Genomic DNA, 18214 nt, shown 5'->3' with positions numbered 1-18214 from the left:
AGCCCATTACCAACACCCCTACCGCATGAGCATATCAAACAAAAGTATACCCAAAGCCGAAGCCGTGCTGCACCGCATGATGGCAAAGGATGCCTTCAGTAAACTGCTCGGACTGCAGGTAGACGAAGTAGGGGAAGGCTATTGCCGCCTGCACTTTAAGGTGCGGGAAGATATGCTGAACGGCTTCGGTATCTTACATGGTGGCGTTACCTATTCAGCCGCCGACAGTGCTTTCGCTTTTGCCTGCAACAGCCATGGCCGTTTGAGTGTAGCGCTCAGTACAAACATGGACTACCTCGAAGCAGGTAAATTAGGCGATACTCTGACGGTAGAGGCCAAAGAAGAAAGCCTGAAAAATAAAGTAGGGGTATACCAGATTCGGATTACGAACCAGGAGGATGTGCTGGTGGCCCTGTTCAAAGGCACTTCTTACCGCACCAGCAAAGAAATTTAAGTTAATAACTTGATTCCCCTCCTCGGAGGGGCAGGGGTGGGTTCTTGAGATAAAAGCCTACCTCCATCAAACCAGATAAAACAATGAAAGAAGCATACCTTATAGACGGCATCCGCACGCCAATTGGCAATTTCGGCGGTACACTGGCAACCGTCAGGCCCGATGACATGGCTGCCCTTGTCATAAAAGAACTGATGAAGCGTAACCCCTCCGTAGACGGAGCGGAAATAGCTGACGTGATTTTAGGCTGCGCCAACCAGGCAGGGGAGGATAACCGCAATGTAGCACGCATGTCGTTGCTTCTGGCGGGCCTGCCTTTTTCGGTTCCCGGCGAAACAATAAACCGCCTGTGCGCTTCCGGCTTATCAGCAGCCATAGCGGCCAGCAGAGCCATACAGTGTGGCGACGGCGATTTCTTTATTGCCGGTGGCGTGGAAAACATGACGCGTGGCCCCTGGGTCATCTCCAAAGCCAGCACCCCTTTCGGCAGAGATGCGGAAATGCACGACTCCAGCTTCGGTTGGCGCTTTGTGAACCAGAAGATAAAAGAGCTCTTCGGGACAGATGGCATGGGAGAAACGGCTGAAAACCTGGCGGAGCGCGAAAACATCAACCGCGAAGACCAGGACCAGTTTGCACTCCGGTCGCAGCAAAAGGCGGCAGAGGCGCAAAAATCGGGTCGCTTCGATGAGGAAATTGTACCAGTAGAAATTCCGCAACGTAAAGGCGAGCCTAAAATATTTGACAAAGACGAGTTCATCAAGCCAAATACTACGCTGGAGGTGCTGGGGAAACTGCGGCCCGCTTTCCGGAAAGACGGTACCGTAACGGCTGGTAATGCCTCTGGTCTGAACGATGGCGCTGCAGCGCTGTTGCTCGCGTCAGAGGAAGGCATCAAAAAACACAACCTCACGCCAAAAGCACGCATCGTGTCGATGGGTGTAGCAGGTGTGGAGCCGCGCGTAATGGGTATCGGGCCAGTGCCAGCGAGCCAGATAGCCATGAAAAAGGCTGGACTTACTTTGGATGATATCGACCTGATAGAGCTGAACGAAGCGTTTGCATCGCAAAGCCTGGCCTGTATCAGGGGCTTCGGTCTGGAAGACAACGACCCGCGCATTAATCCGAACGGTGGTGCTATTGCCTTGGGTCACCCGCTGGGCATGAGCGGCGCCCGGATACTGAATTCCGCCGCCATTGAGCTGCACAGGCAAAACAAACGCTATGCTTTGGTGACTATGTGTGTGGGCGTAGGGCAGGGGTATGCGGCTATCATCGAGAAAGTATAAGCTATGATTTACGAGTTCAACGGGTATAAACCAGTCGTGCACGAAAGCGCATTCGTGCACCCACAGGCAGCCGTGACGGGCAATGTCATCATCGGCAAAAATGTCTACATCGGTCCGGGTGCCGCTATCCGGGGCGACTGGGGACAGATTGTGATAGAAGATAATTGCAACGTGCAGGAGAACTGTACCATCCACGTGTTTCCGGGGGTAACGGTGCTGCTGAAAGAGATGGCGCACATTGGCCATGGCGCTATTATTCACGGCGCCACCGTTGGCCGGAATGTACTTGTCGGCATGAATGCCGTGGTGATGGACCGGGTGGAATTAGGTGATGAAAGCATCGTAGGTGCGTTGAGTTTCATCAAAGCAGACGAGAAAATTCCGCCGCGCAGCTTAGTAGTAGGCAACCCGCACAAAATCATCAAGCAGGTAAGCGATGAAATGATTGGCTGGAAGACAAAAGGCACACACGTCTACATGCAGCTTCCCACCGATTGTCACGCCACCCTAAAGCCGTGTGAGCCCTTAAGAGAAGTACCTGCGGATAGGAAAAAGCAGGTAGGTGGTTATAAAACCTGGAATGAGAGTAAAGGGTAATGATAAAGCCCCAGCGGGGCGTACTGTCGATAGTTTCAATCGCTGAAAAGAAATTAGCCCCAGCGGGGCGGCCTGTTAAAACATCAATGGCAAATACTTATACACAGCTCTACATCCAAATTGTTTTCGCAGTGAAAGGCAGGGAAAATCTGATTTCTAAAGAACATAAGGAAGAGCTGCAGAAGTATATCACAGGTATTGTTCAACAGAGGAATTGCAAGCTAATTGCCATTCACTGCATGCCTGATCATTGTCATATTCTGGTTGGCCTGAGGCCGGATATACCCTTATCGGACTTAGTGAGAGATATAAAGGCTAACTCCTCAAAGTTCATCAAGGATAAAGAATGGGTTAGAGGCAATTTCGAATGGCAGGAAGGCTTTGGCGCATTTTCTTATGCACATTCCCAATTGCAGGATGTAATACAGTATATCCTAAACCAGGAGGAACATCACAAGAAGCGAACATTTAAAGAAGAGTACCTCGCATTTTTGGAGAAGTTTGAGGTGGAATATAATGAGAAATACCTGTTCAGTTGAGTGTGAAGTTAACAGGTCGCTCCTCTGGAGCTTTGCGGTGAAGTGTATCCATTCTATCAACAGGACGCCCCGCTGGGGCTGGTGTGATTCCTGTCAAAGCTGCTGTACATTGCAATAAAAACAAAAAGAACTAAGAAAAGACTTAAAACCATATGGCAAATCAACTGCAAAACTACGCCTTAGGGCAATGGACTCCCGGTTCAGGACAAGAGAGCCAGCTACTGGATGCCGTGACCGGTGACTTGATTTATACCGCCTATAGCGGTGGGCTTGATTTTGAAGCAATGATGCAGTATGCCCGCAGTAAAGGCAACAAAGCGCTTCGGAAGATGACCTTCCAGGAGCGCGGCCTGATGCTGAAAGCGCTGGCGCTGTACCTGATAGAAAAAAAGGAGGCTTTTTATAAACTCAGCTACCGCACAGGTGCCACCCGTGCCGACAGTTGGGTGGACATTGAGGGCGGTATCGGTAATTTATTTGCCTATGCCTCCCTGCGCCGCAAATTCCCGGACAAACCGCATTATGTAGAAGATGAACCCATTGGCTTGTCGAAGGGCGGGACGTTTATGGGGCATCATATCCTGGTGCCGAAGGAAGGGGTAGCCATCCACATCAACGCCTATAATTTCCCGGTGTGGGGAATGTTGGAGAAAATAGCCGTGAACCTGCTGGCAGGTATGCCCGCCATTGTAAAACCGGCTCCCATCACGGCCTTTCTCACAGAAGCGGTTGTAAGAGAAATCATCAATTCAAAGATATTACCGGAGGGTGCGCTGCAATTGGTAACGGGCACCGGAGAAGGCATCCTGGACCATGTGACCTATCAGGATGTGGTTACGTTCACGGGTTCTGCCAGCACAGGGCGCAAGCTGAAAGCACACCCAAGGCTGATAGAGGAAGCGGTTCCTTTCACCATGGAAGCAGATTCTCTGAACAGTGCAGTATTGGGGGCGGATGCAGTGCCCGGGACGCCTGAGTTTGATTTGTTCATCAAGGAAATACGCAAGGAAATCACGTCTAAAGCAGGTCAGAAATGTACGGCCATCCGACGGGCCATAGTACCGGAGAAGCTGGTGGAGGACGTACAGATAGCCCTGGGAAAGGAACTCTCTAAAACGGGCATCGGCGATCCGCAGGCAGAAGGCGTACGCATGGGCGCTATTGTGGGAAGAGAACAGCTGGAGCGACTGCGAAGCAATGTGAAGGAACTGGCGAAGCAGACGCCCATTGTGTATGGCGACCTGGAGAAAGTAGATCTGATTGGGGCAGACCCTGAAAAAGGCGCTTTCATTTCGCCTATCGTGATGCTGAACGAGCAACCGTTCCGCTACACCGACACCCATGAAGTAGAAGCCTTCGGACCGGTAGCGACTATCATGCCTTACAAGACCTTAGACGAGGCAATTGAAATAACTAAAATGGGCAAAGGCTCCCTGGTATCCTCCATTGCCACTGCCGACCCTGCCATCGCGCAGGAATATGCTATTGGCGCTGCCACACACCACGGCCGTATTCTGGTGCTCAACCAGGAGTGTTCCAAGGAAAGCACCGGCCACGGTTCTCCCATGCCCATGCTGATTCATGGCGGACCGGGCAGAGCAGGTGGTGGCGAGGAAATGGGCGGCATACGGGGTGTAAAGCACTTCATGCAGCGTGTTGCCATACAGGGTTCTCCCACTATGGTAACGGCTATCACAGGCGTGTACCAGAAGGGCGCAAAGCAGGTAGAATATGATAAGCATCCTTTCCAGCGGTACTTCGAAGAGCTGGAGATAGGGGAAACATACGTCACGCATAATCATACTGTGACAGAGGCGGATATTGCGAACTTCGCAAACGTGTCAGGAGATCACTTCTATGCGCACGTGGATGCTACTTCCCTGGAGGGAACACTGTTCGAAGGTAAGGTGGCCCACGGGTATTATATCCTGTCGAAGGCGGCGGGCATGTTCGTGCATCCAAAAAAAGGACCGGTATTGTTGAACTACGGCCTGGAAGAGTGCCGCTTCACGAAACCAGTGTATCCGGGCATGACCATCGGCGTGAAGCTTACGTGCAAAGAAAAGGTGGGCCAGGAGAAGCGCAGCGAAGACGACGTGGCAAAAGGCATTGTGAAATGGCTGGTAGATGTAACCGACGAAACCGGCGAGACCGTAGCGATAGCCACTATATTAACAATGGTGAAGAAGTTAAATCAAAAATAAAGAGATACAGGGCACCAGTAGCAAGACACAAAACTTTTGCTCTTTCCTTAATCAGGTTGGAGTTCTTCATTAGTAAAATGAAGCAATAAGTGCCAAGTACTTATAATCTAAAGTCTAATATCCTGTGTCTTGCTACTTGTGTCTAAATAAAAAACGATGAGCATATCAGATACAACAGCAACCGGTACAGTAGAGGCAACAACTGATGAGCAGGGTGTTACTACCATTACATTTTTTCACCCATCGCATAACTCCTTGCCAGGTGCGCTACTCGATGAATTAGCTGAAACGATTACAAGAACAAGTCAGGAAGAGCAAACGAAAGTGATTGTGCTGAAAAGTGGGGGAGAACGTACGTTTTGCGCTGGTGCCAGTTTTGATGAGTTGATGGCTATCGAGAACAAGGAGCAGGGCCTGGCGTTTTTTTCCGGCTTTGCAAAAGTTATTAATGCCTGCCGTACCTCCGGCAAGATCATCATCGGCAGGGTGCAGGGAAAAGCAATTGGCGGGGGCGTAGGGGTAGCGGCCTCCACTGACTACTGCTTTGCAACACAGCATGCGTCCATCAAGCTAAGTGAACTGGCACTAGGCATCGGCCCTTTTGTAGTGGGATCGGCAGTAGAAAGAAAAATCGGACTATCCGCTTTTTCCCAGCTTTCACTTGATGCAGCAGAGTTCCGCTCAGCGGAGTGGGCCAAAGAAAAAGGTTTGTATGCAGATGTGTATGAAACAACAGAAGCGATGGATGCCGCCGTACAGGCCTTTGCTGCCAGGCTGGCCACCTACAGCCCTGCTGCACTCAAGGCAATGAAGGAAGTGTTCTGGCAGGGAACAGAGCACTGGGACAAACTACTTATAGAACGGGCAGGCATTAGTGGCACTCTTGTTTTGTCTGACTTTACCCGCAATTTCATCCGTTCTTTTAAAGAAAAGAAATAAGCAGCGTTCTGCTGATAACTGCATCTTCTGCTTTAAAGACAGCGAATTCAGCCACATCACTTCCTGAAACGCTATGACCTGTTATGGGGGCATAGCGTTTCTGTTTTTATGATAGAATGCACCTGTTTAACCTGTTTTCGTCACTTTTATAATACACCTCCTAAAGGTTCCTCCATAGTACCTTTGTTTTTTCTGTTGTACCGGGTCCAACCACCCCTGCCCCTCCTTGTCCAAGGAGGGGAGTCTGCTTCTTCAATTTGCTTTAGACCTTTTTCATTGTTATTCTTGAAAGCAAAACCAGTCAGCACGGAGTGAAGGTGTTTCCAGTCTTTGGGTTGAGCGCCTTGTATTTGATGCGGTGCTGAGCGATAGCGAGGCAGCCGGAGCAGAGCGGAGGCAGCTTCAAATGCACAGCGCGATGCCCGAAGACGAGGCCGCTCGGCCTTGAGAGCTAAGACAAGCACTATGAAACAGTGGGTATGATGCCGCTGGATGAACAGTCACCACGGTAGCTTAGACAGAGTAAATGTCTCTGGAAAATATGGGTGTTGTATAAGATAACAGATAGTGTGATCTCTAAAAATCAGCTACATTTCAGCTACTCAATCTGTACTTATAAATTTAATTAAATTACTGATTTTAAATGATTTAATATTTGTGAAAGCCTAATTTGTTCTACATTCGGTATAGGTGAATTGCTGTTGTTTGTAAAGTCCCGGTTCTTTGTAAGTGAGTACTTATATAGTTAGTGCTGTCATCATCATTTTTTTTAAGAGTGGATCAACAAATCACAATCACAACATGACTATAAAGATAGCAGCAATGTATATAGACCCTACCCGCCAGCTCGTGCGCGGGTTATGCACCCTACTCCTTATCTGCACATGCTTCATGCAGTTGCATGCACAAGTTATCACCTCTCCTGATAAAAACCTGACGCTAACTTTTGAGCTGGCCGAAAACGGAACACCAACCTATCGGCTAAGCTACAAAAAGAAGCCGGTCATAAAGCCGAGCAGGCTTGGTTTGGAGACCAATGATGCCGGTTCGTTTATGGAGGGCTTTACCGTGTCTAATACAGAGCAGGCCACTGTGAATGATACATGGCAGCCTGTGTGGGGCGAGCAGAGCACTATACGCAATAACTACAATGAGCTACTGGTAACCCTGACACAGAAAGAGCAACAGGATCGCTCCATCCGTATCCGCTTCCGTTTGTTCAACGATGGCCTGGGTTTCCGCTACGAATTCCCGGAACAGGAGCACCTGAACTACTTTATTGTTAAAGAAGAAAACACAGAGTTCAACCTGACAGGTGACCACAAGACCTTCTGGATTCCGGGAGACTATGACACGAACGAGTATGCGATTACAACTTCAAAGATTTCAGAAATACCGCAGCTGATAGAGAAAGCCACGATTGATGTGCATGCGCAGCATCCGATTGATACGTTGGCGGTACAGACACCTTTGATGATGAAATCTGCCGATGGTCTGTACATTAACATTCACGAGGCGGCATTAGTGAATTATTCTGCCATGCATCTGAATGTAGATCCACAAACGTTCAGGATGAGCTCTCACCTCACACCTGATGCGGTGGGGAACAAAGCCTACATGCAGACGGACACGAAAACGCCATGGCGCACCATTGTGGTGAGCGATAAGGCCACCGACATACTTGCCTCTAAACTCATCCTGAACCTGAACGAACCTACGGCCTATGAAGATGTGTCGTGGATAAAGCCTGTTAAATACATTGGCGTATGGTGGGAGTATTTTGTAGCAGGCAAGAGTACCTGGGCCTATGGAACGGAGACAAACGTGAAGCTAAGTGACGACTTCACCAAACTGACGCCGAGCGGGCGCCATGGAGCCACAAACGAAAATGTAAAAAAGCACATCGACTTTGCCGCCGAGCATGGCTTTGATGCTGTGCTTGTAGAGGGCTGGAATGTTGGCTGGGAAGACTGGTTCGGCAACTGGAAAGAAGATGTGTTCGATTTCATAACGCCATATCCTGACTTTGATGTAAGGGAGCTTTACAAGTATGCTTTATCAAAAGGAGTAAGGATTATGATGCACCACGAAACCTCCGGTGCCGCTACCAATTATGAGCGCCGCTTGCACCAGGCCTTCCAGTTCATGAAAGACTATGGGTATAACTCTGTGAAGACAGGGTATGTAGGCAAAATTATTCCGCGTGGGGAGCACCACGACGGGCAGTGGATGGTGAACCACTACATTCATGTGGCCAGAACGGCAGCTGACTACAAGATAATGGTTAATAGCCATGAGGCAGTTCGGTCTACCGGCTTGCACCGCACTTACCCGAACTATCTGGCACAGGAGTCTGCACGCGGTACGGAGTTTGAGGCCATGGGTGGCCTGGCACCCGATCATGCGACCATTCTTCCTTTCACCCGCCTGATGGGTGGGCCGATGGATTATACCCCGGGAATTTTCCAGACTGACCTATCTTACTACGGGACCGGCAATCAGCGGGTAAACACCACGTTGGTAAAGCAACTAGCCTACTACGTAACCCTGTACAGCCCGCTGCAGATGGCCGCGGACTTGCCGGAGAACTACACCCGCTTTCCAGATGCATTCCAGTTTATTAAAGATGTGGCCATTGATTGGGATGATACCTATGTGCAGGAAGCAGAGCCAGGCGATTACGTGACTATTGCCCGCAAAGCCAAGGGCAAGGAGGAGTGGTATGTGGGAGGCATCACGGATGAAAACCCACGCACAGCAGTTATCCCATTCAATTACCTTCCGAAAGGCAAGAACTACGTTGCCACTATTTATGCCGACGGAAAGGATGCCAGCTGGAACAAAAACCCACAAAGCTACACCGTTCGCAAAGTGCTTATCACTCCCAAGAGTGTGCTGAAACAGCGTTTAGCTGCCGGGGGTGGCATTGCCATCAGCGTCAAAGAGGCAACCAACGAAGACAGGAAAAACTTTAAAAGACTGTAAAATGCAGCCATAATCAACCAGAGAGGGTGAAGGGTATAAATCCTTCACCCTCTCTGGTTTTGAAGATATTTAAAAGTATTCGTACTTATGGCCGCTGCATTTTATACTGTTACTAAGCTTGTTTTTCTTAATTTAAGGGGATGTTACAATTCATGTTAAGAACGACCCTTATCGTATTATGCGCCTTTGTACACTCTCTGGCGCTCTCACAATCCGTTTCCGGGCAGCTTTCTGCGGCCTTTGAGGCATTCCAGAACGACCCGCAACTCCGCAATGGCATAGCGTCTTTGTATGTGATGGATGCTAAAACCGGCAAAGTGGTTTATGAGCAAAACGGGCTGCTTGGCCTGGCACCGGCTTCTACTATGAAGGTGATAACCAGTGCAAGTGCCTATGAGCTTTTAGGAGAAGGCTTCCAGTATAAAACGAACTTTGCCCTTCACAAAGCAGGGGAGGATGCCTCTCTATTAATTGTGCCTGCCGGAGACCCAACCTTCGGAAGCTGGCGGTGGCGCACCACGAAAGAAGATGTTGTGCTGAAGGGAATAGCACAGGCTATTCAGAAGCAAGGTATAAAAAACATCAGCTCTGTTTTGGTAGACAATGAAGCTTGGGATGAGGAAACCATTCCTGATGGCTGGATGTGGCAGGACATTGGAAACTACTATGGGGCAGGACCTGCAAAGCTGAACTGGCGGGAAAACCAGTATGATGTTCTCCTGAAATCTGGTTCGAAGATAGGCGACCCGGTGACAATTGTGGCTATGCTGCCCAAAATCGAAGGGTATACCCTGCGCTCAGAGCTTACTTCTGCGGCGGCGGGTACTGGCGATAACGCCTATATTTACTTCCCGTTAAATGCCGCCTCCGGAGTAATCAGGGGCACTATACCAGTAAACGAAAGCAGGTTCAAGATATCAGGTGCCATCCCTGCTGCTTCAGACCAGTTTGTTATCACGTTGCAGCATGTCTTATCCGGGGTGGGTATCAAAAGCCCGGGAAAGGCATTAGCGGGTGGTAAGACTCCATTAGCGAAGCATACTACATTTTATACCATAACATCTCCTCCACTGGATAGCATCATCTACTGGTTTAACAGGAAAAGCGTGAACCTGTATGGCGAGGCCCTGGTGAAAACGATTGCCGCTAAAAGCAGTGGTGCTGGTTCTACAGATAAAGGAGTAGAGCAAATCAGGAAGTACTGGAAACAGCAAGGTATACCGGATACGGAACTGAACATAGTGGATGGTTCAGGTCTATCGCCCCAAAACCGCGTGACAACACATGCCCAGGCCAGCATTCTGCAACATGCCAGAAAGCAGCCCTGGTTTGGTGGTTTTTATGCTTCGCTGCCGGTCTACAACGGTATGAAAATGAAAAGCGGTACCATCCGTGGAGTAAAAGGGTATTGTGGCTATCACAAGGCGAAAGACGGGAATGAGTATGTTTTCGCCTTCCTTGTCAACAACTATAATGGTTCTTCAGGATCTGTTGTCAGGAAAATGTATAAGGTACTGGACGTACTAAAGTAAGCTGTGTCAGAAGATCGTCAGGCGGCAGGATGCCGGTAAATGCTTCCCTTATTCGAGACTTTATAATTTTTTATGAAGTTCTGGAGATGAGATACCATCATAAACGCTTTAGCGCTTATCTGAGTTATATTATAGGTTTTTTCTATAACGAGATAGCTATTATTGATTTGGTATACTGGCGTGTATATCGTATGTTTGTACATTAAGTTTGTTTTCATAGCTTGGAAAGGCACTCTATCCTGTAGAGTGCTTTTTTATTTTCAATCCTTTTCTAAAACAGGGCTCGTAGCAGGCTCTTTTATCTTTTGTTGCAGGTGGTAAGCAGCAGGATTAAAGTTTTTCATCTGCTTTTGGAAGGTAGTGACAAGCCTGGGATATAAGGTGGTATTTTTCCCGTTCTTGTTCACGTACCAGCTTTTACAACCAGAAGTCCAGACGGTACCCTCGAATTGCTCCTGCAGCCTTTCATTATATGCCTGCTGTTCCTGCTCTTTCACATCCAGGTAAAGGCCATTTCCGCTTTCTTCCAGGTAAGCTATGTACTGCATGATATAATTCATTTGCGCCTCCATCATGAGTACAACGGAGTTATGGCCCAGGCCTGTGTTTGGGCCCAGGATAAAGGCGAGGTTAGGATAACCGGAAACGGTGGTGCCCAAGTAAACTTCCGCACCTTTATCCTTCCATTCAGCAATCAGGTTACGCCCGTCTCTACCAATAATTTGGGTATAAAAGTCCATATCGGCGGCGACAAAGCCGGTTCCGAAAACAACAGCATCCAGTTGGTGCTCGGTGCCGTCTGCCGTCACAATGCCCTGCGGCGTAAACCGTTCGATGCTTTCTGTTACCAGTTTTACATTTGAGCGGTTAAATGTCGGATAATAATCATCAGAGCGGAGAATGCGCTTGCACCCGATGGTATAGTTTGGCGTGAGCTTTTCACGTATGGCAGGGTCATTTACTTCTTTTTTCAATTTGCGTAACGACACGCCCGCAAAGAACCTGTTTATTCTCTTGTGGCCTGTAAAGCCAAGTCCAATAAACTCATTCGCCCATTAAATAATCTCCCGCTGAAGTCTTTGCAGCAGAGGGATTTTTTTGAACAGCCACCTGCTAAACCGGCTGAACCTTGTATCGTGGCGGGGAGTAACCCATGCTGGTGTTCGTTGCAGCACGGTGAGGTGTGCTACCTCTGGGGCGATACTGGGTACAATTTGTATGGCACTGGCTCCTGTGCCAATTACGGCTACTCTTTTTCCTCTTATATCATAGCTAGTGTCCCATTCCGCAGAGTGAAAGTAAGTGCCTTGATAATACTCCAGACCTGGAAAGGCAGGAATGTTTATTCGGTTTAAGGGGCCCATTCCCAATAGCAGCATCGATACAGTGGTGCTGTTTCCCTGCCTGTCGGTTACCAGCCAGCAGGCCTTATCTTCCAGAAACCTTGCCTCTACCACATCGGATCCGAAGCGGATGTGCGGGTACAGGTTGTTTCGGACGACCACGTTCTTAATGTATTCCAGAATTTCAGGCTGTTCAGAATACAATTTGCTCCATTGTGGGTTTTGCTCATCGGCAAAGGAGTAAAGCGGAGAGGCTATGTCGCAGGCGCAGCCGGGGTATACATTGTCGCGCCAGGTGCCACCTACTTCTGCCGCCCTTTCAAAAATCACAAAAGAATCTCTGCCACTTTTTTTCAAACGCAAAGCCGCCACAAGCCCTGCAAAGCCGGCGCCTATTATTCCAACCTGTAGTCTGTTCCCATACTTCGTTCACACTACAACTGCTTTTTATGACCATACAAATCTGTTAAAGAGCAAAGAATATTTCTGTGTTAGGTGCGTTTGCGGTTAGCTCTCGTGCTCCTGTTTTTATACGGGTTCGCGAATACTTGTTCAATCTGCTTTTTGAGTATGCTGGTATAAGAAACAGGGAACAGCCGTGTCACCAGGTCTATGATTTTTCCGTCGCTCCCAATAACCAGCCGCTGCTTCTTTTTTTCCACAGCATCCAGAATCAGTCTCGCGGCCTCTTCAGGTGTCGTCTTTGCCATTTGTTCAAAGCTTTTAACTGAGATCCTGTGCATCGCGGCAGTCGCTATAGGGCCTTTGGGTAGGGCGGCTTTCACAATATTTGTTTTGATGCCTCCCGGATGGACAGCGGTCGTAAAGACGTTAGTGCCCAGCAACTCCATCCGGAGTGTTTCTGTAAAGCCCCTGACAGCAAATTTAGAAGTGCAGTAAGCAGTCTGGTTGGCGACGCCTCCCAGCCCGAAAACACTGGAGAGATTAACAATATGTCCTTCATTCATTTCCATGAAGTAAGGGTAAAAAGCTTTTGTCATATGAATGGTGCCCCAGAGGTTAACCTGAAGCAGTGCTTCAAAGTCTTCCAAATATGTGTGGTGGAAACTGCCGGAAAACAAGGCCACACCTGCATTGTTGATGAGGACCAGCCTGTGCCCTTTTATTCGGGGAATTATCGTTTGGGCGAAAAGTAATACCGCCTCTTTGTCTGCCACATCCAGTTGATGAATAACCATGGCGGCGCCCTGCTGCCAAGCGATTTCTCTCATGGCCTCCAGGCCTTTGTAATTGATATCTGCTGCTACGACCACGGCACCCCGTGCGGCAGCCTGTAAAGCAAGCTCCCGGCCAATGCCGGAGGCAGCTCCTGTAACAATAACTACTGTATTAGAAAAGCTGGATGATGTCATCATAACCTGTTTTATGGTTTGATAATAAGTTTGGATGTAGCATTTTTATAGCCTGCCATCTGCTTCCTGTGCACATGAGGCTTTTTTGATTTTTAGTAAATGTGTGCCATTCTTTTACGGCGTTTATCAATAGGAAAGGCATAAAAATTCTGTTAAGCTAGACTTGAATTATTACACAGATGCTATACAGCAGCAAGTGTTTTTTGCTCTAGTCCCATCGAGACGCCCTGGTAAAAAAAATAATAGCGCTGCTTCTTAAGCTCGAGAGGACACCCTATAAGGCTTTTTCTTATAAACCGCTCCTCCGGAGCCTTGCTTCTCCTGGCCGCTTGCGCTTCAGGTTCAGCCTCTCATCTTTGTAGAGACGGTACACTCGCTTATGATTTTCGCTCCCGCCCTCCCGCCTGAGCAAGGCTAAAATATGTCAGAAGCCGTAGCGAATCCTCACTTGAGCGATCGCGTGCATTTGCTTCCTGAACGCTGGACTGTCCCTGTACTTGGAGCGGAAATAATAGCCGAGGTGGTGGAACTGCACCACCTTCCACAGCGCTTAACTCTATACCTATTATATATTGGACTTTAATTAAAATATTTTGTAGTTTATTTCTCTGAGATCTTGAGGAAAGAAACTTAATCTTCAATAAATATGAACCGTCTGTTCCCTCTTCCCATTTACACTTTACTAAGATTAGTGACAAAGAACGGCGGCGTTTCTCTTCAGAACTTCAAAAACCTACCACCATGGATGATAAAAACAATCTTGTTCGAGCCCTTAAGGTGGTTTGAACTGGCATTATATGATAAAAAGATCAGGCATTTGGAGATTCGAAAGCATCCTTTGTTTATCCTTGGCTACTACCGCAGTGGCACTTCCTTTTTACACCAGTGTTTAATACAAGACGACCGCTTCGGCTACCATACCAACTTTCAAATGGTACTGCCTGAAGTAATGCTGAGTACTGAAAAAGCGCTACTGCCGGTATTTGAGCTTATCTGCCGCCTTTTCAACTTGCATGATTCAGTTCACAGAGTGCCCTTGTCTTTCCGTTTTCCCGGTGAAGAGGATGCTACCATGACTACATACCTTGATCCCAGGGGAGCACAATGGGGGTACTTTTTCCCAAAGATGATGCAGGAACAGTTTCAAAAATATGTGCTGTTCGAGAATATATCGAAGTCTGAGACAGAAGCCTGGAAGCAGTCTTTTATTTACCTGCTCAAGAAAATCTCATTGGCCAATCAGCAAAAGCAGTTGGTGCTAAAGAGCCCCCCGCATACAGCCAGAATAAAACTATTACTTTCCATTTTTCCGGGCGCCAAGTTCCTTTTCATTCACCGCAATCCATACCAGGTCTTTGCTTCTAATAAAAGGTTTTGGCAAGTGGTACAGAAGGTATATGCTTTACAGGGCACGAAATCTGTTGACGTCAATGCAACTATCCTGCATACCTACTCCCAAATGATGCACCGTTATCTGCAGGAAAAAGATTTGGTACCGCCAGGACAATTAGCCGAGTTAGCTTATGATGATTTTGTGCAGAACCCTGTGGCAAGCCTGAGAGATGCTTATGCCGCACTCCATCTGGATGATTTCGGCTACTGCGAAGAAAAACTGAGATTGTTTACAAGTCATCAAACAAAGGAATTCGTGCCTTTGAAACATGCCTTACCTGAACACGAAAGAAACTTAGTTTCCGAAACATTAGAACCCATTATCAGACACTGGAACTACCCCTTGCTTTGAGTGCCGTTGATGGAAGCAGCAAGTTCGGCGATGGTTTGATGCTCAAAGATATTCTCCACACTAACCCGGAGCCCATACATATTGGCTCTGGCTATCACCTGCAGGCTCTGAAGGGATGCACCCCCAAGGTCAAAAAAGTTATCGTGGATACCTACCTGCTCCATTTTGAGGACATGTTGCCAGATCTCAGCCAAAAGCTGCTCTTCCTCGTTGCGCGGCGCAATATATGTATGGAGTGGACGAACATCCTCAGGCACTGGCAGCGCTTTTCGGTTGATTTTTCCGTTGGGCGTCAGGGGAAGGGAATGCACCCTAACGAAGGAAGAGGGTATCATATAGGCAGGAAGCTTCTTTCCCAGGAATTCCCGGAAGTGACAGGCTTCAGGAGACGGGTCATCCTTTGACACGAGATAAGCCACTAGTCGTTTGTCACCGGAGCTTTCTGTACGGGCTATCACAATGGCATCCTGTACGGCTGGATGCTGCAGCAAAATGGCTGTGATTTCGCCCGGTTCCACTCGATGGCCATTGATTTTTTCCTGGTCATCTGTCCGACCTAAAATCTCGATAGAACCATCTGCCAGATAGCGTGCGCGGTCTCCGGTCCTGTACAAGCGTACATCGGGTTGGGAGGAGACAGAGATTTGAATAAACTTTTCATCGGTCAAATGGGGTAGGTTCAGATACCCCCGTGCCAGTCCCCCGCCCCCAATGTGCAATTCTCCCACCACATTCACCGGTGTGGGTTGATTATAACAATCCAGGATATACAACTGGGTATTACCAATCGGTTGCCCGATGGTAACAGGCGCATCTCCTTTTTTTAGCAAACCAGCCGAAGACCATATAGTAGTCTCAGTAGGGCCATACATGTTCCATAGACTGCCGACGCGATCCAGTAACTGATCAGCCAGTTTCAACGTCAACACGTCTCCACCACAAAGTGCTTTTAGGCCCAGCCGACCTGTCCAACCTGTTTCCAGCAGAACTTGCCAGATAGCTGGTGTTGCCTGCATGATTCTCACCTGGTGGTAATCTATTGCTTCAGCTAGCAGGTGGGGGTGCGTTAGCTGCTCTTCACTGGCCAGCACAACAGTCGCCCCTGCGATCAGAGGCAGGAATAACTCCAGGGCTGCAATATCAAAAGAGACCGACGTGACGGCCAGCAGCACGTCATCCTGTTTGATACCAGGTCTTGTATACATGGACCAAAGGAAGTTCACCAGAGAACTATGGTTAATCATGACCCCCTTAGGGTTTCCGGTAGAGCCAGATGTATAGATGACGTAGGCAAGATGGGCTGGGGTGGCAAGAGGGGCAGGATTTGAAAGGCCGCCATCAAAAGGAAACGGTACTTCTTTTAACGAAACAACACGAACACCAGGTGCGTCCAGCGCAGGCTCCAAGTTCGTCAGCAATACCTTTACGTGTGCATCCTTCAGCATATACAGCAGGCGTGCGGCCGGAAAGGAAGTATGCAGGGGTACATAGGTTCCACCCGCTTTCAGAATGCCCAGAAACGCTGCCAGCATTTCCCATGACCTTTTCATATATATTCCAACCCGCACCTCCGGACCGACACCCAATTCCCGCAGATGCCTTGCCAAAGCGTTTGCACGTCGGTTAAGTTCGCCATAGGTTACCTGCCTTTGGTCGTATATGACTGCAACGTCATCCGGTGTTGCTTCCACCTGGGCTTCAAAAAGCTGATGGAAACATTTTTCTTTAGGGAAATGCAGTTGTGTCTGGTTGCGTGCGTGGACAGTCCTGTGAAGTTCGTCCGGGGGAATGCAGGGAAGTTTGGATACAGGGCGATCAGGGTGGTCTAAAGCATTTTTCAGCAGCATTTGGTAAGACTGGAACATCCTGGCGATAGTGGCGGGTTGAAAGAGTGCAGTGTTATATTCCACTGTTGCATGGCATTGTCCTCCTGTTTTGGAAACCATCAACGTAAGATCAAACTGGGAAGTCCCCCGATCAATATTTATGAAAGAGGCTTCCAGGCCGTCCATTTCCAGTTGGGGCATAGGCGCACTTTGCAGGTTAAACATCACCTGAAAAAGGGGGGTACGACTGAGATCACGTCGGGGCTTGAGTGCCTCTACAAGTTTTTCGAATGGCAGGTCCTGGTGCACAAAGGCATCCAGCGAAACCCTTCGCACGCGTTGGAGCAGTTCCCGAGAACTTAAGTCGCCGGAGAGGCTTGTGCGCAGTACCAGCGTGTTGATGAAAATACCTATCAATTCCTCCTCCTCCGGAGAATTGCGGTTAGCGACGGGTGTTCCAATGCTGATATCATCTTGCCCGCTATATCGATGGAGTAGTATGTAAAAGGCGGTCAGCAAGGTCGTGAACAGGGTGCTGTTTTCCTGCCGGCTTAGCTGCTCCAGGGCCTCAGTCAAGTCGCGGGAGATCACAAAGCGATAAGTTCCTCCTGCGTAAGCGCGCCTGGCACTTCGTTGCTGGTCCGTCGGCAGTTCCAGCACGGGAAGTTCTCCACCCAATTGCTCTTTCCAATAAGCCAGGGACGGTTGCAGTGCCGCCTGTCGTTCTTCACGCGTTTGCCAATACGCGAAGTCAGCATACTGAAGGGGCAGTTCAGGCAGCCGCACAGGCTGCCCAGTGGTTTTTGCCTGGTAAAATGCCATCAGTTCCTTCAGGAATATGCCCAGCGACCAGCCATCTGCAATTGTGTGGTGGATTACCACAAGCAGGAGGTGTTCCTGTGCGTCGGCTCGGTAAATTTTGAGGCGGATCAAAGGTGCCAGGGATAGGTCGAATGGCTGCAACACCTCCGTTTCGGCCAGACGACGCGCTTCTGTCTCCCGCTGAGCAACCTCCAGGTCGAGCAAACTAACGATGGGAATATTGATCAGGAGTTGCTCCCAAACGTGCGGAGCAGGCAAACCTTGTGCAAATGAGAAACTTGTGCGCAGGCTATCGTGACGCGCGAGGATCTGATTAGTACTCTTTTCCAATGCACTCAGATTCAGGGGGCCTTTTAACCTGATGAAGACCGAAAGGTTATTTACCGCAGTGCCTCGTTCGAGCAGTTCGAGGAATAACTGGCGCTGCTGTGGAAATGAAAGCGGGTGCGGGCTACTAGGCGGACGTAGGGGGATGGACGGCTTCTTCTTATCTGATTGCCGCCCTTGCAGCCACTTTTCGAGTAGGGCGCGTTTTGCCGGTGAGAATTCCTTTTCTGTCATTGCAGT

The 18214-nt window shown here is 48.9% G+C and carries 13 protein-coding genes; 9 read left to right on the top strand and 4 right to left on the bottom strand.

Translation table 11 applies throughout. The annotated features are described in order from the left end of the window. Positions 1-25 precede the first annotated feature (25 nt). From paaI to dacB, 8 genes are all read left to right on the top strand, one after another. A complete protein-coding gene (gene paaI, locus DXT99_RS10000; RefSeq protein ID WP_115565401.1) occupies positions 26-454 on the top strand; it encodes a hydroxyphenylacetyl-CoA thioesterase PaaI in 429 nt (142 codons plus the stop codon). Between the two features lie 83 nt (positions 455-537). Continuing rightward, positions 538-1743, top strand: a complete 1206-nt coding sequence (gene pcaF / locus DXT99_RS09995) for a 3-oxoadipyl-CoA thiolase (RefSeq protein ID WP_115565400.1) — start codon at positions 538-540, stop codon at positions 1741-1743. Between the two features lie 3 nt (positions 1744-1746). After that, positions 1747-2340, top strand: coding sequence for an acyltransferase (locus tag DXT99_RS09990; protein ID WP_115565399.1), 594 nt, complete (start codon positions 1747-1749; stop codon positions 2338-2340). Between the two features lie 86 nt (positions 2341-2426). Continuing rightward, complete coding sequence (tnpA, locus tag DXT99_RS09985; RefSeq protein WP_115565465.1) at positions 2427-2879, top strand: IS200/IS605 family transposase; 453 nt, start codon at positions 2427-2429, stop codon at positions 2877-2879. A 152-nt stretch (positions 2880-3031) separates the two neighbouring features. Next, entirely contained in the window at positions 3032-5083 is a 2052-nt protein-coding gene (gene paaZ / locus DXT99_RS09980; protein ID WP_115565398.1) for a phenylacetic acid degradation bifunctional protein PaaZ, read from the top strand. A gap of 156 nt (positions 5084-5239) precedes the next feature. Continuing rightward, positions 5240-6022 (top strand): enoyl-CoA hydratase/isomerase family protein, encoded by a 783-nt coding sequence (locus DXT99_RS09975; RefSeq protein ID WP_115565397.1) that lies wholly within the window; start codon positions 5240-5242, stop codon positions 6020-6022. Between the two features lie 891 nt (positions 6023-6913). After that, positions 6914-9007: a glycoside hydrolase family 97 protein gene (locus DXT99_RS09970; RefSeq protein WP_246000633.1), complete on the top strand. Its 2094-nt coding sequence runs from the start codon at positions 6914-6916 to the stop codon at positions 9005-9007. Between the two features lie 152 nt (positions 9008-9159). Then, positions 9160-10539: a D-alanyl-D-alanine carboxypeptidase/D-alanyl-D-alanine endopeptidase gene (gene dacB, locus DXT99_RS09965; RefSeq protein WP_246000628.1), complete on the top strand. Its 1380-nt coding sequence runs from the start codon at positions 9160-9162 to the stop codon at positions 10537-10539. A gap of 260 nt (positions 10540-10799) precedes the next feature. Here dacB and DXT99_RS27530 read toward each other — a convergent pair whose 3' ends face one another. The 3 genes from DXT99_RS27530 to DXT99_RS09950 form a co-directional block, all read right to left on the bottom strand. Beyond that, the gene (locus tag DXT99_RS27530) at positions 10800-11513 is read right to left on the bottom strand and encodes a flavin-containing monooxygenase (RefSeq protein ID WP_246000626.1); all 714 of its coding nucleotides are present in this window, start codon (positions 11511-11513) and stop codon (positions 10800-10802) included. 81 nt (positions 11514-11594) lie between these two features. Next, on the bottom strand, positions 11595-12278 hold the full coding sequence (locus DXT99_RS27525; RefSeq protein WP_262511357.1) for a flavin-containing monooxygenase: 684 nt from the start codon (positions 12276-12278) through the stop codon (positions 11595-11597). Between the two features lie 95 nt (positions 12279-12373). Further along, positions 12374-13258: an SDR family NAD(P)-dependent oxidoreductase gene (locus DXT99_RS09950; RefSeq protein WP_246000624.1), complete on the bottom strand. Its 885-nt coding sequence runs from the start codon at positions 13256-13258 to the stop codon at positions 12374-12376. 742 nt (positions 13259-14000) lie between these two features. Here DXT99_RS09950 and DXT99_RS09940 point away from each other — a divergent pair. Then, positions 14001-14999, top strand: coding sequence for a sulfotransferase family protein (locus DXT99_RS09940; protein WP_181885082.1), 999 nt, complete (start codon positions 14001-14003; stop codon positions 14997-14999). Here DXT99_RS09940 and DXT99_RS09935 read toward each other — a convergent pair. Next, entirely contained in the window at positions 14984-18208 is a 3225-nt protein-coding gene (locus tag DXT99_RS09935) for a non-ribosomal peptide synthetase (protein WP_115565390.1), read from the bottom strand. The genes DXT99_RS09940 and DXT99_RS09935 overlap by 16 nt on opposite strands. Positions 18209-18214: the final 6 nt, after the last annotated feature.

The sequence above is a fragment of the Pontibacter diazotrophicus genome (assembly GCF_003367245.1).
Taxonomy (GTDB): domain Bacteria; phylum Bacteroidota; class Bacteroidia; order Cytophagales; family Hymenobacteraceae; genus Pontibacter; species Pontibacter diazotrophicus.
This window is presented reverse-complemented; position numbering and strand designations above follow the sequence as displayed.